This window comes from Pseudomonas tremae, assembly GCF_001401155.1.
GTDB lineage: Bacteria > Pseudomonadota > Gammaproteobacteria > Pseudomonadales > Pseudomonadaceae > Aquipseudomonas > Aquipseudomonas tremae.
The window spans coordinates 1-19,103 of record NZ_LJRO01000486.1; the positions used below are offsets into that span (position 1 = coordinate 1).

At 58.1% G+C, this 19,103-nt stretch carries 20 protein-coding genes; 16 read left to right on the forward strand and 4 right to left on the reverse strand.

Going from position 1 to position 19,103, the window contains the following annotated elements; genetic code table 11:
- The first annotated feature begins 119 nt into the window (after positions 1–119).
- Positions 120–1,430 (forward strand): MFS transporter, encoded by a 1,311-nt coding sequence (locus ALO43_RS26805; RefSeq protein ID WP_024669565.1) that lies wholly within the window; start codon positions 120–122, stop codon positions 1,428–1,430.
- Between the two features lie 79 nt (positions 1,431–1,509).
- Positions 1,510–2,319 carry an IclR family transcriptional regulator gene (locus ALO43_RS26810; protein WP_024691085.1) on the forward strand — a complete coding sequence of 270 codons (810 nt, stop codon included), beginning with the start codon at positions 1,510–1,512 and terminating at the stop codon, positions 2,317–2,319.
- Positions 2,320–2,330: 11 nt separating this feature from the next.
- Here the strand turns inward: ALO43_RS26810 and ALO43_RS26815 are convergent, their stop codons facing one another.
- Positions 2,331–3,383, reverse strand: coding sequence for an NAD(P)-dependent alcohol dehydrogenase (locus tag ALO43_RS26815; protein WP_053480100.1), 1,053 nt, complete (start codon positions 3,381–3,383; stop codon positions 2,331–2,333).
- A gap of 180 nt (positions 3,384–3,563) precedes the next feature.
- Here ALO43_RS26815 and ALO43_RS26820 point away from each other — a divergent pair, with 180 nt between their 5' ends.
- Positions 3,564–4,469: an AraC family transcriptional regulator gene (locus ALO43_RS26820; protein ID WP_053480101.1), complete on the forward strand. Its 906-nt coding sequence runs from the start codon at positions 3,564–3,566 to the stop codon at positions 4,467–4,469.
- A 49-nt stretch (positions 4,470–4,518) separates the two neighbouring features.
- Here the strand turns inward: ALO43_RS26820 and ALO43_RS26825 are convergent, their stop codons facing one another.
- Both ALO43_RS26825 and ALO43_RS26830 read right to left on the reverse strand, forming a co-directional pair.
- Positions 4,519–6,174 carry an electron transfer flavoprotein-ubiquinone oxidoreductase gene (locus ALO43_RS26825; RefSeq protein WP_053480102.1) on the reverse strand — a complete coding sequence of 552 codons (1,656 nt, stop codon included), beginning with the start codon at positions 6,172–6,174 and terminating at the stop codon, positions 4,519–4,521.
- A gap of 23 nt (positions 6,175–6,197) precedes the next feature.
- Positions 6,198–6,629 (reverse strand): hypothetical protein, encoded by a 432-nt coding sequence (locus ALO43_RS26830; protein WP_053931296.1) that lies wholly within the window; start codon positions 6,627–6,629, stop codon positions 6,198–6,200.
- 56 nt (positions 6,630–6,685) lie between these two features.
- Here ALO43_RS26830 and ALO43_RS26835 point away from each other — a divergent pair, with 56 nt between their 5' ends.
- From ALO43_RS26835 to ALO43_RS26875, 9 genes are all read left to right on the forward strand, one after another.
- Positions 6,686–7,435: an electron transfer flavoprotein subunit beta/FixA family protein gene (locus ALO43_RS26835; RefSeq protein ID WP_005896946.1), complete on the forward strand. Its 750-nt coding sequence runs from the start codon at positions 6,686–6,688 to the stop codon at positions 7,433–7,435.
- Positions 7,436–8,365 carry an electron transfer flavoprotein subunit alpha/FixB family protein gene (locus ALO43_RS26840; RefSeq protein ID WP_005896948.1) on the forward strand — a complete coding sequence of 310 codons (930 nt, stop codon included), beginning with the start codon at positions 7,436–7,438 and terminating at the stop codon, positions 8,363–8,365.
- Positions 8,366–8,484: 119 nt separating this feature from the next.
- Positions 8,485–9,312: a substrate-binding periplasmic protein gene (locus tag ALO43_RS26845; RefSeq protein WP_053931295.1), complete on the forward strand. Its 828-nt coding sequence runs from the start codon at positions 8,485–8,487 to the stop codon at positions 9,310–9,312.
- 10 nt (positions 9,313–9,322) lie between these two features.
- Entirely contained in the window at positions 9,323–9,676 is a 354-nt protein-coding gene (locus ALO43_RS26850) for a DUF4398 domain-containing protein (protein ID WP_024691090.1), read from the forward strand.
- On the forward strand, positions 9,673–10,488 hold the full coding sequence (locus ALO43_RS26855; RefSeq protein ID WP_005896954.1) for an OmpA family protein: 816 nt from the start codon (positions 9,673–9,675) through the stop codon (positions 10,486–10,488). Before ALO43_RS26850 ends, ALO43_RS26855 begins: the two co-directional genes overlap by 4 nt.
- Positions 10,489–10,704: 216 nt before the next feature.
- Positions 10,705–12,144 carry an aminotransferase-like domain-containing protein gene (locus ALO43_RS26860; RefSeq protein WP_054998417.1) on the forward strand — a complete coding sequence of 480 codons (1,440 nt, stop codon included), beginning with the start codon at positions 10,705–10,707 and terminating at the stop codon, positions 12,142–12,144.
- A gap of 113 nt (positions 12,145–12,257) precedes the next feature.
- Positions 12,258–12,917, forward strand: a complete 660-nt coding sequence (locus ALO43_RS26865; RefSeq protein ID WP_054998418.1) for a hypothetical protein — start codon at positions 12,258–12,260, stop codon at positions 12,915–12,917.
- Positions 12,918–13,012: 95 nt separating this feature from the next.
- Complete coding sequence (locus tag ALO43_RS26870) at positions 13,013–13,270, forward strand: YkgJ family cysteine cluster protein (RefSeq protein WP_024669573.1); 258 nt, start codon at positions 13,013–13,015, stop codon at positions 13,268–13,270.
- 56 nt (positions 13,271–13,326) lie between these two features.
- Positions 13,327–13,932: an START domain-containing protein gene (locus ALO43_RS26875; protein WP_005896963.1), complete on the forward strand. Its 606-nt coding sequence runs from the start codon at positions 13,327–13,329 to the stop codon at positions 13,930–13,932.
- A gap of 78 nt (positions 13,933–14,010) precedes the next feature.
- Here ALO43_RS26875 and gltA read toward each other — a convergent pair whose 3' ends face one another.
- Positions 14,011–15,300, reverse strand: coding sequence for a citrate synthase (gene gltA / locus ALO43_RS26880; protein WP_005896966.1), 1,290 nt, complete (start codon positions 15,298–15,300; stop codon positions 14,011–14,013).
- A 363-nt stretch (positions 15,301–15,663) separates the two neighbouring features.
- On the opposite strand from gltA, the gene sdhC reads away from it, so the two are divergent.
- From sdhC to ALO43_RS26900, 4 genes are read left to right on the forward strand one after another with little or no spacing between them, the layout of a single operon-like run.
- A complete protein-coding gene (gene sdhC, locus ALO43_RS26885) occupies positions 15,664–16,038 on the forward strand; it encodes a succinate dehydrogenase, cytochrome b556 subunit (protein ID WP_024669574.1) in 375 nt (124 codons plus the stop codon).
- A complete protein-coding gene (sdhD, locus tag ALO43_RS26890; protein ID WP_003382006.1) occupies positions 16,032–16,400 on the forward strand; it encodes a succinate dehydrogenase, hydrophobic membrane anchor protein in 369 nt (122 codons plus the stop codon). Before sdhC ends, sdhD begins: the two co-directional genes overlap by 7 nt.
- A gap of 3 nt (positions 16,401–16,403) precedes the next feature.
- Positions 16,404–18,176, forward strand: coding sequence for a succinate dehydrogenase flavoprotein subunit (sdhA, locus tag ALO43_RS26895; protein ID WP_005896972.1), 1,773 nt, complete (start codon positions 16,404–16,406; stop codon positions 18,174–18,176).
- A gap of 12 nt (positions 18,177–18,188) precedes the next feature.
- Complete coding sequence (locus ALO43_RS26900) at positions 18,189–18,893, forward strand: succinate dehydrogenase iron-sulfur subunit (protein WP_003316554.1); 705 nt, start codon at positions 18,189–18,191, stop codon at positions 18,891–18,893.
- The last annotated feature ends 210 nt before the right edge of the window (positions 18,894–19,103 follow it).

Genomic DNA, 19,103 nt, shown 5'->3' on the forward strand with positions numbered 1-19,103 from the left:
CCCACGGCCTTCGGCCAGAAGCCAATCTATGGGCTTCTCAGGACTTATGTATAACGCTGAGCGCGCAGCGTGGGAACGAGAGTTCGCCAAATAATAAATCCAACAAGAGGCTACATTCCATGCGCACTCGAACTATGGAAGGTGCAGCATCGCTGGTAACGCCGTCCCGCAAGCGTTTCTTTATCATGGTGCTGCTGTTCATCACCGTGGTGATCAACTATCTCGATCGCAGCAATCTGTCCATCGCGGCGCCAGCGCTGACCGCCGAACTGGGTCTTGATACGGTGCATGTCGGGTTGATCTTTTCCGCCTTCGGCTGGACCTATGCCGCCATGCAACTGCCCGGCGGCTGGCTGGTTGACCGCGTGCCGCCGCGCATCCTTTACACCGCTGCGCTGCTCCTGTGGTCCATTGCCACCATCATGCTCGGTTTCGCCGCCAGCTTCATCGCGCTGTTTGTGCTGCGCATGGCCGTCGGCGCGCTGGAGGCGCCAGCCTATCCAATCAATAGCCGGGTGGTGACCACCTGGTTCCCAGAGCGCGAGCGCGCCACGGCCATTGGCGTCTACACCTCGGGCCAGTTCGTCGGCCTGGCGTTCCTGACGCCGATACTGGCCTGGCTGCAGGCGCATTACGGCTGGCACATGGTGTTTGTCGTTACGGGCGGGGTCGGCGTGTTGTGGGCGTTGATCTGGTACATGGTGTATCGCGAGCCGCGTGACTTCAAAGGGGTCAATCAGCAGGAGATCGACCTGATCAAAGACGGTGGCGGTCTGGTAGATATCCAGCGCGACGTCGAAAAACAGAAGCAGGGTTTCAGCTGGATGGACCTGGGCATCGTACTGAGCAAGCGCAAGCTGTGGGGTATCTATCTCGGGCAGTTCTGTCTGAATTCCACCTTATGGTTCTTCCTTACCTGGTTCCCGACCTACCTGGTGAAATACCGGGGCATGGACTTTATCAAATCCGGCCTGTTGGCGTCATTGCCGTTCCTGGCGGCGTTTGTCGGTGTGTTGTGTTCAGGCTTCTTCTCCGACTGGCTGATCCGCCGCGGCCATACGGTAGGCTTCGCCCGCAAGCTGCCGATCATCGCCGGCCTGCTGATTTCCACGTCGATCATAGGTGCCAACTTCGTTGACTCGACGCCGCTGGTCATTGCCTTCCTGGCGTTGGCGTTCTTTGGTAACGGACTGGCCTCGATCACCTGGTCGCTGGTCTCGACCCTGGCTCCGGCGCGCCTGTTGGGCCTGACCGGCGGTACCTTCAATTTCATCGGCAACCTGTCGGCCATCGCCACGCCGATCGTGATCGGTTTTCTGGCGTCGGGCGATTCGTTCGCGCCAGCGATCACCTATATCTCGATGCTGGCGTTGTTGGGAGCGCTGTCCTACATCCTGCTGGTAGGAAAAGTCGAACGTATCGAGCTCTGATGTCGACGTCTGCGGACGCTGGCGACGATAATGCCGCCAGCTTTCGATCCGAATCCTTTCTGTCCGAGCAAGGCCTTTCATGCACAACGACTTACTCCCCACTGAACCTCTCACGAGCAAAGAGCCGACCCCGACCGGCACCCAGACCCTTTTACGCGGGCTGGGCGTGGTTCAGGCGGTGGCCGGGGGCGCACGCGACCTGAAGGAAATAGCCCGGTTGATCGGCACTACGCGCAGCACTACCCATAGGCTGGCCAGTTGCCTGGTCGATGAGCGCTACCTGCGCGTGGTGCCGCAGGTGGGTTACCTCCTTGGGCCTAAGCTGATCGAACTGGGTTTTCAGGCTCGTGAGGAAGTGCCATTGGCGATGCTTGCACGCCCATACCTCGATCAACTCTCGGAACTGACGGGCGATACCGTGCATCTGGCTGTGCGGGAAGGGGACGACGTGCTTTACCTGCACAAGAATCCTGGCCGCAACGGCCCGGAAATGCGCTCGAGGGTCGGGCACCGCATGCCACTGGTGCGAACCGGTATAGGCAAGGCATTGTTGCTGGACAGTGCGCAATCGGAATGGCAGCGGCTGTACGAGGTCAGCATGCCGGCGTCAGGCAGGAACCCGCTGTGGCCTGCGCATGAGCAGCAAACCTGGGCGCAATTGCAAGCGCGAAGGGAAGAATACGTTCAAGGAGGTTATGCGTTTGATCTGGAGGACAACGAACCGTCGATCCGGTGTGTCGCCGCTCCGGTACGTGATGCCAGCAAACAGATCGTTGCCGGCATCAGTGTTGCCAGTACCGTGCCTTACATGCCGCTTGAGAAGATGGCCGAGCTGGTCCCGCTGATCAAGAAGATTGCAGCGGAACTCTCGGCCGATCTCGGCGGCTGATCGGCGACGGATCAGGCCTTTAGTGTGGCCATGTCGATTACGAAACGGTATTTCACGTCACCGGCCAGCATGCGCTCGTAGGCTTCGTTGATGTTACGGATATCGAGCATTTCGATGTCGCAAGTGATGTCGTTCTCGGCACAGAAATCCAGTACTTCCTGGGTTTCGGCGATACCACCGATCAGCGAACCGGCCAGTACGCGGCGGCTCATCACCAGATTGGCAGCGTGGACTGGCGGCTCGACCGGCTCGATCAGGCCGACCAGGATATGCACGCCATCAAAGCGCAGCGTTTCCAGGTAGGGGTTCAGATCGTGCTGCACCGGAATGGTGTCAAGCAGGAAGTCGAAATGCCCGGCAGCGGCTTTCATCTGTTCGGCGTCAGTAGACACGATCACATGATCGGCACCCTGGCGGCGTGCTTCCTGAGCCTTGGCTTCGGAACGGGTAAACAGAGTGACTTCAGCGCCCATCGCCTTGGCAAACTTGATGCCCATGTGGCCCAGGCCACCCATGCCCAGAATGCCGACCTTGTCGCCAGCCTTGACGCCGTAGTGCTTGAGTGGCGAATAGGTGGTGATGCCTGCGCAAAGAATCGGCGCAGCAGCGGCCGGGTCGAGCTTCTCTGGAACGCGAACGACGAAGTGCTCGGCGACCACGATGCTGTTCGAGTAACCGCCCATGGTGTTGCTGCCGTCCACGCGGTCTGGCGTGGCGTAAGTCATGGTCGGGCCTTCCAGGCAGTACTGCTCGAGATCCGATTTGCAGGCCGAGCATTCGCGGCACGAGTCGACCATGCAGCCGACACCGACCAGATCGCCAACCTTATACTGGGTGGCGTTGGCGCCTGTAGCAGTGACGCGACCGACGATCTCATGACCGGGCATCAGTGGGTAAACGGCAATGCCCCACTCGTTGCGCGCCTGATGGATGTCGGAGTGGCAGACGCCGCAGTAAAGGATTTCGATGGCAACGTCGTCAGCGCGCGGAGCGCGACGTTCGAAGGTCATCGGGGCGAGGGGGGCGGTAGCTGACTGAGCGGCGTAACCGATAGCTGTGTACATGTATGACCTCGCAAGGTGTAACGAAATAGAGGCGAGCCATTGTCCAGATGCGCGCCCGTCACGGCTATGGTGAATCCTCCGTGTTTCATGCCTATTTCTCCGGGCTAAAAATTGCGTGTCGGCTACGAGGCTTAAACCTGCGATGATACGGCTGTCTATTACTCTGTCGGCCTGCTCCCCATGTCGCTTGCGTTTCCCTCTGCTGGCAATGCCACGCTCGTCTCCCTGATCAAGCCTCTGGCTGTACGCCCTGGCTTTGTTGCAACCTTTCTGCCTGAGGTTCGTGTCCTGTCAGCCTTCGGTTACGTGGCCAGCAGTCCGCAGATCTACGAGCCCAGCCTGATGATTGTGGTGCAAGGCAGCAAGGTTGCCTGCCTGGGGCCGCGCACCTTTGAGTACGGTACCGGGCATTACCTGATCCAGGCGCTTTCGGTGCCGTTCAAGTGTGAAACCTTCGCCACGCCTGACAAACCGCTCTACGGCGTTTCGGTCGCCATCGACCGGGTGCTGCTCGGTGAGCTGGTGCAGGCAATGGGCCCTGCGAGCGAGCAGGACAGCCAGTTACAGACCCCCGAATCCATGACCTCGGTTGTGATCGATACTGCAATGCGCGACAGCGTCGAGCGTCTGTTGCGCTGTCTGCACGACCCGCTCGAGTGCCAGGCGATGGGGCAATCACGGATTCGTGATGTGCTTTACAGCGCGCTGCTAGGACCGCAGTCAGGTGTATTGCGCGCGCTGGTCGAGCAGCAGGGCCAGTTCGCGCGAATTGCCTCGGCGGTCAATTACCTGCATGAGCATTATGATCATGCGCTGAACGTCGATACCCTGGCACGCTGCGCAAACATGAGCACCTCGACCTTTCACGAGCACTTCAAGCGCAGCACGCTGTTGTCGCCGGTGCAATACCTCAAGCGCCTGCGCCTGCTCAAGGCTCAGCAATTGCTGGTCGCCGAAGGCCTGAATGTGGCACAGGCTGCACTCAAGGTCGGTTATCAGAGCGCTTCGCAGTTCAGTCGTGAATACAAACGCTACTTCGAACGCAGCCCGGGTGAGGAGAGCAGCCACCTGCGTGTACCCGCCTGAAACGAAAAAAGCCCCAAAAGGGGCTTTTCCGTTATCGGTTTGCTGCTGACTACATGTTCGGGTAAGTCGGCCCGCCAGCGCCTTCCGGGGCGACCCAGGTGATGTTCTGCGACGGGTCCTTGATGTCACACGTCTTGCAGTGCACGCAGTTCTGCGCGTTGATCTGAAAGCGTTTCTCGCCATCCTCTTTGGTGATGACTTCGTAAACGCCTGCCGGGCAATAGCGCTGCGCGGGCTCGTCGTACAGTGGCAGGTTCCTGCTGATCGGGATGCTCGGGTCGGTCAGCTTGAGGTGGCAGGGTTGTTCCTCTTCATGGTTGGTGCTGGAGAGGAATACCGAACTCAGCTTGTCGAAACTGAGTTTGCCGTCGGGCTTCGGGTAATTGATTTTCTTCGAGTCTGCCGCCAGCTTGAGGCAGGCGTAGTCTGGCTTTGTGTCGTGCAGGGTGAACGGCAGCTTGCCACCGAAGATGTTCTGATCGATGAAGTTGAATGCGCCACCCTTGATGGCGCCGTATTTGTGAATCGCCACGCCGAAGTTGCGGCTGGCGAACAGCTCTGCATGCAGCCAGCTGGCCTTGAAGGCATCGACGTAGGAGGTCAGCACATCGCCGCCTTCATTGCCGGCGAACAGGGCGTCTGCCACTGAGTCGGCAGCGAGCATGCCGGATTTCATTGCCGTGTGGCTGCCTTTGATCTTGGCGAAGTTCAGTGTGCCCAGATCGCAGCCGATCAAGGCGCCGCCAGGGAAGACCATCTTCGGCAGCGAGTTCAAGCCACCCTTGGCAATCGCACGTGCGCCATAGCTGATGCGCTTGCCGCCTTCGAGGTACTGTTTGACGACCGGGTGATGCTTGTAGCGCTGGAATTCGTCGAACGGCGACAGGTAAGGGTTGCTGTAGGACAAATCTACGATCAGGCCGACCACCACCTGACTGTTCTCCAGGTGGTACAGGAAAGAGCCGCCCGGGTTGGCGTCGTCCAGTGGCCAGCCTGCGGTGTGTACCACCAGACCCTGTTCGTGTTTCGCAGGGTCGACTTCCCAGATTTCCTTGAGGCCGATGGCGTAATGCTGCACATCGGCTTCGTTATCCAGGTCGAAACGCTTGAGCAGTTGCTTGCCGATGTGACCACGGCAGCCTTCGGCGAACAGCGTGTACTTGGCGCGCAGTTCCATGCCGGGGGTGTACAGGCCTTCTTTGGGATTGCCTTCGCGGTCGACGCCCAGATCGCCGGTGACGATACCGCGTACCACGCCGTTTTCGTCGAACAGCGCCTCTTGGGCGGCGAAGCCCGGGTAGATCTCCACACCCAGGTTCTCGGCCTGTTGGGCGAGCCAGCGGCACAGGTTGCCGAGAGAAATGATGTAGTTGCCATGGTTGTGCATGGTCTTGGGAACGAAAAAGTCAGGAATTTTCCGGGCTTTTTCAGCGTCGTTCAGTACATAGATGTCGTCGCGCTTGACCGGCGTATTGAGCGGCGCCCCCAATTCCTTCCAGTCAGGGAACAGTTCGTTGAGCGCGCGCGGCTCGAACACTGCACCGGACAGAATGTGAGCCCCCACTTCAGAGCCTTTTTCCACCACGCAGACGCTGATTTCCTTCCCGGCTTCAGCGGCCTTCTGTTTAAGGCGGCAAGCGGCAGAAAGCCCGGAAGGGCCGGCTCCGACGATAACGACGTCGAATTCCATGTATTCGCGTTCCACAGGCTATCTCCTACTCTCAAGGCTCACGGTGTTTTTATGGGGCGCTGCTTTATGAGTCGTTGCGCGCTGACGTATGGGGTGTTGGACACCGCCCGTCTTTTAATGGCACGCATTATATCTACACCACTGTGCGGGTCCAATACAAACGTTTGTTTGAATTGGCCGCAGCCCTGATAAATCAAAGACAGCAGACCCATGACTGGCCGATTTGGCGTATTGACCGGAAAAGGCGTTGCGGTCAAGATACGGGCGGTTTTGCGTTTGCCGTAGGCTAAAAACAGGTTCAGACGAATCTTCAAAAAAGCATCAGGCAGGCGCGGTGCAGGTACCGCTCCACGTCGCACGGCGCATTTTACACATACCGCCGCTGCTTGACGGCTGCCCCTGGCTTTTATGGCGCGTTTCAGCGTTGCGCCACTGACCTGCACCCGTACGATTGCTTGTTGAGGACACATATATCGATCGCCTGGTGTTGCCGGGCGACTTCTTTTCACCGGAGAGTGAGGAATCCATGAAGGTTCTTGTAGCTGTCAAACGAGTGGTCGATTACAACGTCAAGGTTCGCGTCAAGGCGGACAACTCCGGCGTCGATCTGGCCAACGTCAAAATGTCGATGAATCCTTTCTGCGAAATCGCTGTTGAAGAAGCGGTGCGCCTGAAGGAGAAGGGCGTCGTGACAGAAATCGTGGTCGTTACCATCGGCCCGACCACTGCTCAGGAACAACTGCGCACTGCTCTGGCGCTGGGTGCAGACCGCGCCGTACTGGTCGAGTCCGCCGAGGAACTGACCTCGCTGGCCGTTGCCAAGCTGCTCAAGGCCGTTGTCGACAAGGAGCAGCCGCAATTGGTCATCCTCGGCAAGCAGGCTATCGACAGTGATAACAATCAGACTGGTCAGATGCTGGCTGCCTTGAGCGGCTATCCGCAAGGCACATTTGCTTCGAAAGTCGAAGTGACCGGCGACAAGGTTGCGGTAACCCGCGAAATCGACGGCGGTCTGCAGACCGTCTCCCTGAGCCTGCCAGCCATCGTGACCACAGACCTGCGTCTGAACGAGCCACGTTACGCCTCTCTGCCCAATATCATGAAGGCCAAGAAGAAACCGCTCGAAGTGCTGACGCCTGACGCGCTGGGCGTTTCAACGGCTTCGACCAACAAGACCCTCAAGGTCGAAGCGCCGGCTGCACGCAGCGCAGGCATCAAGGTCAAATCGGTGGCTGAACTGGTCGAGAAACTGAAAAACGAAGCGAAGGTAATCTAAATGACGATCCTGGTTATCGCTGAACATGACAACGCGACCGTAGCCCCGGCTACGCTCAATACGGTGGCTGCTGCCCAGAAGATCGGTGGAGAAATCCACCTGCTGGTGGCTGGGTCAGGCGTTAGCGCCGTTGCCGAAGCCGCGGCCAAAATTGCTGGTGTGGCGAAAGTGCTGGTGGCTGACAACGCCGTTTATGCGCATCAGTTGCCGGAAAACGTAGCGCCACTGGTGGTCGAGCTGGCTGCAGGCCACAGTCACGTTCTTGCCGCTGCAACCTCGAACGGCAAGAACATCCTGCCTCGTGTCGCTGCGCAGCTGGACGTGGACCAGATTTCCGAAATCGTTTCGGTGGTTTCGGCTGATACGTTCACTCGTCCTATCTACGCCGGTAACGCGATTGCCACTGTGCAATCCACCGCTTCGGTCAAGGTCATCACGGTACGTGCCACCGGTTTCGATCCGGTTGCTGCCGAGGGTGGTTCGGCCACCGTCGAAGCAGTGTCGGCTGCTCACGATGCTGGCAAATCGAGTTTTGTTGGCGAAGAGCTGGCCACGTCCGATCGCCCTGAGCTGACCGCAGCCAAAATCGTCGTTTCCGGCGGTCGCGGCATGCAGAACGGCGATAACTTCAAGCATCTGTATACCCTTGCCGACAAGCTCGGTGCGGCAGTTGGTGCTTCCCGTGCCGCGGTCGACGCCGGTTTCGTACCCAACGACATGCAGGTCGGTCAGACCGGCAAGATCGTTGCCCCGCAGCTCTACATTGCGGTCGGTATTTCCGGCGCGATCCAGCATCTGGCCGGCATGAAGGATTCGAAGGTGATCGTCGCGATCAACAAGGACGAAGAGGCGCCGATCTTCCAGGTGGCAGATTACGGTCTGGTAGCGGACTTGTTCGAAGCCATTCCCGAGCTGGAGAAGCTGGTTTAAGCCAGACGCATCCACTATAAAGAAACCCGTTCCGTTCGGAATCGATGTACCGCCAGCGTGATTGCGGTACACCGGCCCGGCCTGAGCGGGTTTTTTATTGATTTTCATAAGGACTGTTCATGGCGTATTTCCGGCGGCTGTCTTCGCTTGTTCTCGGGCTGGTCATGCTGCCGACACTCGCATCGGCAGCAGGCAAATGCGAGCGTCTGATCGTGACTGGCAGCCCCGATGCGCCTCCTTACCTGTGGCGTGATCCTGACGAGCCGCGGCATCTGATGGGCGCCAATGCTGATCTGTTGACTCAGGCGGCGAGCGAGCTGGGCGTCAAGCTCGAGTTTCTCTACGGCGGCAAGCGCAGCCAGGCGCTGGAGGAGGTGCGGACCGGGCGTATGGACATGCTGGCCGACACTCCCTTGAATACCGCTCAGCTCGAATTCCTCGACTATATTCATCCGCCGGTTGTGCAGAACGACATCATGGTCTGGACACGTCGTGATCATGTCCTGCCATTCAATGCCGTCGGCGAGCTGCAAGGTCATCCTGGCGCCATGTCGGAAAAGACTCGGTTGACGCCGTTGTTTGAGGATATGGCCAGGCAGCATCTGACGCTGGAGCGCTTGCCAGGTCTGACGGCGGCTTTTCAGAAGCTGGCGTTGGGCGATACCGATTATGTGCTCGCCGGGCGCTACGCAGGGATGGTCATGGTGCAGACGCTGGGCCTGTCTGCAGACCTTATCGCTCAGCCTGAGCCGGTTGATACGCCCGGTTTTTACCTGGCGTTGTCGTTCAACTCGGCCTGCAATGATCCATGGTTGCGCGGACAGCTGGCGAAAAAGATGACAGAATCTTCGGCCTCCGGCCTTGCGGGCGAAGTGATCAAGCACAATCTGGAGCTGTGGAAAGCCCAGTTATTGCAACCTGCCAATGCCAGCGCCCCAAACAAGTAGGAATGTTTTTGTGAGTATTCGTTTTTCAGTTGCCTTCATGGCAATCGCCACGCTGGCCGGATGTGCCAGTGATCCTGTGCCCTCCGAGCAATTCAAGTTGACCGAGCAGGCGCTGGAGCAGGCCAAGGCGGTTGGCGCGAGCGACGACCAGCCAGAGATGGCAGTTGCTCTGGCACGGTTTGCCGAGGCCCGAGCTTCGATGACGAGCCACGCCTACAAGGACGCGCGAATGAAAGCCGAGCAGGCCGAGCTCGATGCAAGGCTGGCCGAAGCGCGTGTGCTGACCCTCAAAAGCCAGGAGCAGGTCACTCAGTTGAATACTCGCCTCAACCGCTTGCGCAAGCAGCTGGGAGAGGCGCAATGAACCGTTTTTCGCGTGTCTTGAGTGTGGGTCTGCTGCTGGGCTCGGCCGGGCTTTACGGGTGTGCCGGTCATCAGGACAGTGGTCAGGCTTTGCAGCAAGCCAGCGCCGATTTTCAGAAGGTCAAGGAAGACACCGACGTGCTGCGCAGCGCTCCCAAGGATGTGATTCGTGCCGGTGAATCCCTGGCCCGCGCCGAGCGGCTGACCAGTTATCTGGGCAGCGGTGCCGATGTGAGCCATTACGCTTATCTAAGCAGTCGCTACAGCGAAATCGCTCGTGAGCACAGCAACCTGATGCTGAGTCAGGAGCGTCTGGTAAAAATGGACATGGAGCGTCAGCGCATGCAATTGGCTTTGCGTGAAGCCAAGCTGGCCAGCGCCCAGCAGCAAGGGCGCTGGCTGGAAGACCAGATCCTCAGTCTGGCCACTACCCAGACTGATCGCGGGCTGGTCATGACCTTGGGCGATGTGCTGTTTGACGCAGGCCATGCCGAGCTGAAGAACTCGGCCAGCCGCACCATTCTCAAAGTCGTGCAGTTCCTACAGATCAATCCGCGCCGCGTGGTCAGAATCGAGGGTTACACCGACAGCACGGGTGATCGTCAGGAGAATCTGAAGCTCTCGAAAGACCGTGCCCAAGCTGTCGCAGACGTGCTGATAGACCTGGGAGTGGATGAAAAGCGTATTCAGGTTGAAGGCTACGGCCAGCAATTCCCGGTAGACGCCAACACTTCCGAACGCGGGCGTGCGCAGAACCGACGCGTCGAAATTGTGTTCTCGGACGAGAAGGGCCAGTTGGGCGCTGCTCGCTGACACGACGTTCAACAAAAGACCCGAGGCTGGAAACAGCCTCGGGTTTTTTAAGCCTTAAATTTCTTGAGTCAGGCGCTGTCGACCGCGTTTATTTTCACGCAGCCAAAGCGATCACTGGCCGAATCGCAAACTGTTCCCGTACACTTCGGGGCAGTGCCGGTTTTTACCAATCTGTATCTTTAAAATAATAAATCACCGGTCTTTTCGAGGCTGCGTATGACCAATCTTTTGCTCTATCAGCGTATCGCTCAGCAATTGGCTGAAGACATCCGCCGCGGCGTGTACCAGCCTGGCGAGCGCGTGCCTTCGGTTCGCAAGATGAGTTCGCAGCTCAATGTCAGCCATGCGACGGTTTTGCAGGCGTATGCGAACCTTGAAGATCAAGGCTTGATACGTGCGCGTCCGCAGTCCGGTTACTACGTTCACCGGACTCCGGCGCTGACCGCCTCGACGCCTGACATCGCGCGTGTCGAGCGGCCGGGGCTGGTCACCCGCAGCAGTATCATTCAGCAGGTCCTTGAAGAGTCGCGCCGCGAGGGCGTTTTCGCGCTGGGAGCGGCGGTGCCGCATGTTGACTATTTACCGGTTCGTGCGTTGCACCAGCAGTTGGCCAAGGTCACGCGGTTTCACAGCCCGCGCGCGTTCAGTTACATGTTCAGCCCAGGGTTCGAGCCATTGCGCAGGCAAGTGGCTATCCGCATGCGCGACGCGGGCGTGGTGGTTGATCCTTCCGAGGTGGTCATTACTCATGGCTGTGTCGATGCATTGCAAATGGCTTTGCGGGTACTTACCCGGCCCGGCGACCTGATCGCCGCCGAATCGCCTGCGTATTACGGTTTGTTGCAGCTCGCCGATCTGCTGGGTCTCAAAGTCATCGAAATTCCCAGCGATCCGGCTACCGGCATCAGCCTTGAGGCCTTGCAGCTGGCGGCCAATCAGTGGTCGATCAAGGCGCTGGTGCTGACCTCGCGCCTGAGTAACCCCTTGGGCGGCACCATGCCCGAAGAGCGGCAGAAAAACCTCCTGCGTCTGGCCTCGGACTTCGATATACAGGTGGTCGAGGACGATGTGTATGGCGAGCTAATGTTCGAGGTCGGTCGAACCAAGGCGCTCAAGGCGTTTGATCGGCTGGGCAGGGTGGTCTACTGCTCCAGCTTTTCCAAGACACTGTCGCCAGGCGTGCGCGTCGGCTGGATGATTGCTGGCAAGTATCAGGCAGAAATTCAACGCCTGCAGACCTTCAGTACCCATTCGGCGTGCAGCGTCACACAGATGGGCATTGCCGCCTACCTCGAGAACGGTGGTTATGACCGGCACCTGCGTTTCATTCGTCTCGAGTATCGGAAGAACCTGAGCGCCTACCAGCTCGCCGTACAGCAGTTTTTTCCGGAAGGGACGCAGATGAGTCGTCCGGCTGGTGGCTTTATTCTGTGGGTCAGCCTGCCGGGCAGGGTCAATACTCAGGAGCTGCATGTGCGGGCGCTGGAGCAGGGCATCAGCATCGCGCCCGGCCTGATCTTCAGTAACACTGAACAGTTCAATCACTGCATACGCCTCAATTGCGGCATGCCTTGGAACAAGGAAGCGGAGCGGGCGCTGATGACGTTGGGGCTGCTGGCCAAACAGTTGTGTCACGAGACTGTTCCAGTCTATTGAGTGACAGACGCTTTTTTTGGCAATTCTTCGGAACTCTTGTCTTGTCACCGTGGCCTCAAAAGGACAGCATATGTTTCTTTTTGGCGTTGCCACTTCTTGTCTGATTTCTGCCTATGAATGCGTTTCGTTGTATCGGGTTGTTCATTCTGGTTCTGCTGAGCGGTTGCGATGCTCAGGACCCACCCGTGCCCAAGCCAAAGACCGAAGCCGCCGCTCCGGCACCTGCTGCATCCAAAGCGATCGCAAGTAAAAAAGATACTGAGCCTGCTGCGTCGGTGACTGAGACCATATTGCCTAAAGTGCCGGACTCCATGCATGAACTTATGCCGGGCGTCCCTGTGGTCCCAGTGGTGGTCGGCAAAGAGTCCAGTGCGCCATCTGCTGCTCAGATCCACAAAGCGCCTGTCTCCGGGGCTGACAAGCCGTCGTCGAAAGCTGCCGTTGCCAAGGCTGCGGTGGCCAAACGAGAGGCTTCCGTCAGTAATCGCAAGGCCAGCAAGCAGCCCAAGGCCAAGGACGTGCGAATCAAATCGCCCAGGCTCGACCTGAGCCTGCCCCCCGAGCTGGTCAAAGAGCTTGAGCCGCCAGCCAAAGTCATCACTGGCAAGCGCAAGCCCAAGCCCTTGTTGCCGCAGATGTTCGGTGACTCTCCTGGCGCCAGTCCTTTCGAGCTGGAAGGCCGGTTGCTGACCAATGAGATGCAGCTGCAGATGCGTAACGACAACCGTCGTGACGTTGAAGGCGCAGCACTGGATTTCAAATTCAAGCAGTAAGCCCTGCGTATCGTCCGATACGGCGTTTTCAAACCGGCATTTCGGCGGTTACTATCCTTCCTGTTTTTTCATATTTCCAATAAGGGTTTCGGGTCATGGACTGCCGTTCTGATTGTGGTGCGTGTTGCATCGCGCCTTCCATCACGTCACCCATACCGGGTATGCCCCAGGGGAAGCCTGCCGGCGAGCGGTGTCTGCACCTGTCGGTGGAACTGTTATGTGCCTTGTTCGGGATGCCTGAGCGTCCTGCCGTCTGCAGTCAGTTCAAGGCGGCGGAAGACGTCTGCGGTATCGATCAGGCGGACGCCATTCGCCTTATTGGCTGGTGGGAAAAAGCGACTGCCGTGGCTTGAAAAGTTTTTTGTGAGCGCTAGCGCTTTGTCGGAACGTCAAAACAAGGAATAAAACAATGAGTCCGCTGTATCGCATGGCTGTTGCTTGTGGTCTGACTGTAATGCTTGTGGGTGTAGCGCAGGCTGAAGACTGGAAGGTCGTCAAGGACGAGGACGGTATCAAGATATCTCTGAGTGATGTGCCCGGGTCTGATTACAAGGCTTACCGGGGTGTTGCGGTGATCAACGCCAGTGTGGGCAAGTTGCGTGCACTTCAGGAGGATGTGGTGGGTGCCTGCGCGTGGATTCATGAGTGCAAATTGCAGAAGATACTCAAGCATGAAGGCGACAAGACCTGGACTTACAGCCAGTTCAATACGCCTTGGCCGGTAACGCCCCGCGATTCGGTTTTGCTGGTTACGACGCTGGAGGGCGCTGACGGCAGTGTCACGCGGACGCTTGAAGAGCAACCGAAATATATTCCGGAAGAAAAAGGCTTTGTTCGCGTCGCGGAGGTCAAGGGCTTCTGGAGGATGGTCCCTAAAGGCCCTCAGCAGACTGAAGTGACCTATCAGGTGCATACAGAGCCAGGCGGCAGTGTGCCATCTATGCTGGCCAACAAGTTCGTTGTCGATGCGCCGTTCAATACCCTCAAGGCGCTCAGAGACAGGGCTGCGCAGTAATTCAAAGCCCGGTACGAAAAGAATACATACAAAAAAAGGGCTGCCCACTGGCAGCCCTTTGTTTTTTGCAGGTAACGCCTACTTGCGGTCTTGCAGCGGGACGATATCGCGTTGCACGTCGCCGGTATAAAGCTGGCGTGGACGACCGATCTTGTAAGGGCTGGAGAGCATTTCCTTCCAGTGCGAGATCCAGCCGACGGTCCGCGCCAGAGCGAAGATCACGGTGAACATGCTGGTCGGAATGCCGATGGCCTTGAGGATGATGCCCGAGTAGAAGTCGACGTTCGGGTACAGCGAGCGCTCGATGAAGTATGGGTCGGTGAGGGCGATCTCTTCGAGGCGCATGGCGAGCTCGAGCTGAGGATCGTTTTTGATACCCAGTTCCTTCAGGACTTCGTCGCAGGTCTGCTTCATCACTGTGGCACGAGGGTCGCGGTTCTTGTAGACGCGATGGCCGAAACCCATGAGCTTGAACGGGTCGTTCTTGTCCTTGGCCTTGGCAATGAACTTGTCGATGTTGGATACATCGCCAATTTCATCAAGCATGGTCAGTACCGCCTCATTGGCGCCGCCGTGAGCCGGGCCCCACAACGCGGCAATGCCGGCCGCGATGCAAGCGAACGGGTTGGCGCCAGAGGAGCCGGCCATGCGCACGGTGGAGGTAGAGGCATTCTGCTCGTGATCGGCGTGGAGGATGAAGATCTTGTCCATCGCCTTGGCCAGTACCGGGCTGATCGGTTTGATCTCGCACGGGGTGTTGAACATCATGTGCAGGAAATTCTCGGCGTAGCTGAGGTCGTTACGCGGGTACATCATGGGTTGCCCCATGGAGTACTTGTAGACCATCGCTGCAAGGGTCGGCATCTTGGCTACCAGGCGCACTGCCGAAATTTCGCGGTGCTGCGGGTTATTGATGTCCAGCGAGTCGTGATAGAACGCAGAAAGGGCGCCGACTACGCCGCACATGACGGCCATCGGGTGGGCATCGCGGCGGAAGCCGTTGAAAAATGTCTTGAGTTGCTCGTGAACCATCGTGTGGTTCTTGACCACGGCCACAAACTGGGCTTTTTGTTCGGCGGTCGGCAATTCGCCGTTGAGCAGCAGGTAACAGGTTTCGAGGTAATCGGACTGCTCGGCCAGTTGTTCGATAGGGTAGCCGCGGTGAAGCAGGATTCCGTTGTCACCATCGATGTAGGTGATCTTCGACTCGCAAGATGCCGTGGACATGAAGCCAGGGTCAAATGTGAAGCGGCCGGTGGCGGTCAGTCCGCGTACGTCGATCACGTCCGGACCCACTGTACCGGTCAGAATTGGCAGCTCGACGGGGGCTGCGCCCTCGATGATCAACTGCGCTTTTTTGTCAGCCATGTGGCCTCCTATTTATGCTTCAAATCATCAGACAGGCCCCCCACGCAGGGCCCGCATCACTATAGTGAGATAAATTCTAAAGTCAATTTGCCTAAAGTCATGTTCCGCAAGGCGCCAGCCGGGGATTTTTCACGGCTGTTTACTGCCGTTTACGCCTTTTGTCCCGCTAACGCAATGCGCCATTCGCGGTAAGTCTGCGCGTTGTCATTAGCGCCCTAACTGTCTATACTCGGCGTCCGACCGCCAGAGGCTTTTTGGCCTGTTTCAAGGGGGTCGTCACTTCCTGGGTGGTGGGTACCTGACCAGTGCACTTCCCAACAACTTGCCCTGATTGTTAGGGGCTCTTCAGTGTGAAAAAAAGCCGTGAATAGCCAACGACCTGTAAATCTAGACCTAAGGACCATCAAGCTCCCAGTCACCGCTTACACGTCCATCCTTCACCGCATCTCCGGTGTCATCCTCTTTGTCGGTATTGCAATCATGCTGTATGCAATGGACAAGTCGCTGGCGTCCGAAGAAGGGTTCGGTGAAGTCAAGGCGTATATGACCAGTCCGCTGGCCAAGCTGGTCATCTGGGGACTTCTTTCTGCCCTGCTGTACCACATGGTGGCCGGTATTCGTCACCTGATCATGGACTCCGGGGTAGGCGAGACGCTCGAGGGCGGCAAGCTGGGCTCCAAAATCGTCATCGCGGTTTCCGTGGTGCTGATTCTTCTGGCGGGAGTATGGATATGGTAACCAACGTCACGAACCTGTCGCGTTCGGGTCTCTACGACTGGATGGCGCAACGCGTCTCCGCCGTCGTGCTCGCGGCTTATTTCATATTCCTGATCGGCTACATGGTCTTTCATCCGGGTCTGAGTTACGCCCAATGGCATGATCTGTTCGCACACAACGGAATGCGTATCTTCAGTCTGCTGGCGCTTGTTGCCCTTGGCGCTCACGCCTGGGTCGGCATGTGGACCATCGCGACCGACTACCTGACGCCGATGGCGCTGGGCAAGTCCGCGACTGCCGTACGTTTCCTGTTCCAGGCTGTATGCGGCGTTCTGATGTTCGCTTACTTCGTCTGGGGCGTGCAGATTCTTTGGGGTATCTGATCCATGGCTAACATTAATGCGCTTTCGTTCGACGCCATCATCATCGGTGGCGGCGGTGCAGGCATGCGCGCTGCACTGCAACTGGCTCAGGGTGGTCACAAGACTGCCGTAGTCACCAAGGTCTTCCCGACCCGTTCGCACACTGTTTCCGCTCAGGGTGGTATCACCTGCGCAATCGCTTCGGCCGATCCGAACGATGACTGGCGCTGGCACATGTACGATACCGTCAAAGGCTCCGACTACATCGGTGATCAGGACGCTATCGAGTACATGTGTTCCGTAGGTCCGGAAGCGGTCTTCGAGCTCGAGCACATGGGCCTGCCGTTCTCCCGTACCGAGCAGGGCCGCATCTATCAGCGCCCGTTCGGCGGTCAGTCCAAGGACTTCGGCAAAGGCGGTCAGGCTGCCCGTACCTGTGCTGCGGCCGACCGTACCGGTCACGCCCTGCTGCACACCCTGTATCAGGCCAACCTCAAGGCTGGCACAGTATTCCTCAATGAATACTACGCAGTGGATCTGGTGAAAAACCAGAATGGCGACTTTGTCGGCATCATCGCCATCTGCATCGAGACAGGCGAGACCTCTTACATCCGTGCCCACGCTACCGTGCTGGCAACTGGCGGTGCAGGTCGCATCTACTCGTCCACCACTAATGCCCTGATCAACACCGGTGACGGTATCGGCATGGCGCTTCGCGCTGGCGTGCCGGTACAGGACATCGAAATGTGGCAGTTCCACCCAACCGGCATCGCCGGCGCAGGTGTACTGGTCACAGAAGGTTGCCGCGGTGAAGGCGGTTACCTGATCAACAAGCACGGCGAGCGTTTCATGGAGCGTTATGCGCCGAACGCCAAGGACCTTGCAGGTCGTGACGTGGTCGCGCGTTCCATGGTCAAGGAAATCATCGCCGGTAACGGCTGTGGTCCTGATGGCGACCACGTGATGCTCAAGCTCGATCACCTGGGCGAGGAAGTGCTGCACAGCCGTCTGCCAGGCATCATGGAGCTGTCCAAGACCTTTGCCCACGTCGACCCTGCAACTGCTCCGATTCCCGTGGTTCCAACCTGCCATTACATGATGGGTGGTGTTGCTACCAACATTCATGGTCAAGCAATCACTCAAGATGCGGCTGGCGTCGACCAGATCATCCCGGGCCTGTTCGCCGTAGGTGAAGTGGCTTGCGTATCCGTACACGGCGCAAACCGCCTGGGCGGCAACTCGCTGCTCGACCTGGTGGTGTTCGGTCGTGCTGCGGGTATCCACCTGGAGCAGGCGTTGCGCGAAGGCGTTGAATACGCACGTGCTTCGCAGTCCGACATCGATGCTGCTCTCGCGCGTCTTGCCGGCCTGAACGAGCGTACCACTGGCGAAGACGTTGCCACCCTGCGTAAAGAGCTGCAGAGCTGCATGCAGAACTACTTCGGTGTGTTCCGTACCGGCGAATACATGCAGAAGGGTATTGCTCAGCTGGCTGACCTGCGCGTGCGCATCGCCAACGTCAAGATCAACGACAAGAGCCAGGCATTCAACACCGCCCGTATCGAAGCGCTTGAACTGCAAAACCTGCTGGAAGTTGCCGAAGCTACGGCGATTGCCGCAGAGAATCGTAAAGAGTCCCGCGGCGCTCACGCCCGTGAAGACTTTGAAGATCGCGACGACGAGAACTGGTTGTGCCACACCCTGTATTTCCCGGGTGACAAGCGTGTAACCAAGCGTGCCGTGAACTTCTCGCCGAAGACTGTTCCGACTTTTGAGCCCAAGATTCGGACTTATTAAGGGGTGACCGATATGTTGCAAGTCAGTGTTTATCGTTACAACCCTGATCAGGACGCTGCACCCTTCATGCAGGAGTTTCAGGTCGATACCGGTGGCAAGGACCTGATGGTTCTGGACGTGCTGGCGCTGGTCAAGGAACAGGACGAAGGCTTTTCTTACCGTCGTTCATGCCGTGAAGGCGTGTGTGGTTCGGATGGCATGAACATCAACGGCAAGAACGGCCTGGCGTGCATCACGCCGCTGTCTGCGGTTGTCGCCAAGAACAAGCTGATCGTACGTCCGCTGCCTGGTTTGCCGGTCATTCGTGACCTGGTCGTCGATATGAGCATCTTCTACAAGCAGTACGAGAAGGTGAAGCCGTTCCTGCAGAACGACACGCCGGCTCCGGCCATCGAACGTCTGCAAACTCCGGAAGAGCGCGAGAAGCTCGACGGTCTGTACGAGTGTATTCTGTGCGCTTGCTGCTCGACTTCGTGCCCGTCCTTCTGGTGGAACCCCGACAAGTTCCTGGGCCCTGCTGCACTGCTGCAAGCCTATCGTTTTCTGGCTGACAGCCGTGACACACGCACCAGTGAACGTCTGGCTTCGCTTGATGACCCGTTCAGCGTATTCCGCTGCCGCGGCATCATGAACTGCGTCAACGTCTGCCCGAAAGGCCTTAACCCAACCAAGGCTATCGGTCACGTGCGCAACATGTTGTTGCAAAACGGCGTCTGATTCATCGCATTATCTGTTACACCGTTGCACTGAAATGGCCGCGGCGCAGGCTTCAACCGGCGCCGTGGTTTTAACCTGAGCAGTAGCTCGCAAAGCTGCGGCTCTTATTTTGAAGAAATGAGACCAGCAGGGGCATCCGGGCTGGTACCCGGACTATCTGCGTGATCCCTGGTGACTTGATACGGTCGCTGCACACGACTATTTCAGGAT

Bases quoted from the DNA above. Each gene is read 5' to 3' on its own strand.
- gltA (WP_005896966.1), bottom strand. From the start codon at position 15,300: ATGGCTGACAAAAAAGCGCAGTTGATCATCGAGGGCGCAGCCCCCGTC.
- ALO43_RS26835 (WP_005896946.1), top strand. From the start codon at position 6,686: ATGAAGGTTCTTGTAGCTGTCAAACGAGTGGTCGATTACAACGTCAAG.
- sdhA (WP_005896972.1), top strand. From the start codon at position 16,404: ATGGCTAACATTAATGCGCTTTCGTTCGACGCCATCATCATCGGTGGC.
- ALO43_RS26830 (WP_053931296.1), bottom strand. From the start codon at position 6,629: ATGTGTCCTCAACAAGCAATCGTACGGGTGCAGGTCAGTGGCGCAACG.
- ALO43_RS26810 (WP_024691085.1), top strand. From the start codon at position 1,510: ATGCACAACGACTTACTCCCCACTGAACCTCTCACGAGCAAAGAGCCG.
- ALO43_RS26855 (WP_005896954.1), top strand. From the start codon at position 9,673: ATGAACCGTTTTTCGCGTGTCTTGAGTGTGGGTCTGCTGCTGGGCTCG.
- ALO43_RS26860 (WP_054998417.1), top strand. From the start codon at position 10,705: ATGACCAATCTTTTGCTCTATCAGCGTATCGCTCAGCAATTGGCTGAA.
- ALO43_RS26805 (WP_024669565.1), top strand. From the start codon at position 120: ATGCGCACTCGAACTATGGAAGGTGCAGCATCGCTGGTAACGCCGTCC.
- sdhD (WP_003382006.1), top strand. From the start codon at position 16,032: ATGGTAACCAACGTCACGAACCTGTCGCGTTCGGGTCTCTACGACTGG.
- ALO43_RS26815 (WP_053480100.1), bottom strand. From the start codon at position 3,383: ATGTACACAGCTATCGGTTACGCCGCTCAGTCAGCTACCGCCCCCCTC.
- ALO43_RS26840 (WP_005896948.1), top strand. From the start codon at position 7,436: ATGACGATCCTGGTTATCGCTGAACATGACAACGCGACCGTAGCCCCG.
- ALO43_RS26875 (WP_005896963.1), top strand. From the start codon at position 13,327: ATGAGTCCGCTGTATCGCATGGCTGTTGCTTGTGGTCTGACTGTAATG.
- ALO43_RS26845 (WP_053931295.1), top strand. From the start codon at position 8,485: ATGGCGTATTTCCGGCGGCTGTCTTCGCTTGTTCTCGGGCTGGTCATG.
- ALO43_RS26820 (WP_053480101.1), top strand. From the start codon at position 3,564: ATGTCGCTTGCGTTTCCCTCTGCTGGCAATGCCACGCTCGTCTCCCTG.
- ALO43_RS26865 (WP_054998418.1), top strand. From the start codon at position 12,258: ATGAATGCGTTTCGTTGTATCGGGTTGTTCATTCTGGTTCTGCTGAGC.
- ALO43_RS26900 (WP_003316554.1), top strand. From the start codon at position 18,189: ATGTTGCAAGTCAGTGTTTATCGTTACAACCCTGATCAGGACGCTGCA.
- ALO43_RS26870 (WP_024669573.1), top strand. From the start codon at position 13,013: ATGGACTGCCGTTCTGATTGTGGTGCGTGTTGCATCGCGCCTTCCATC.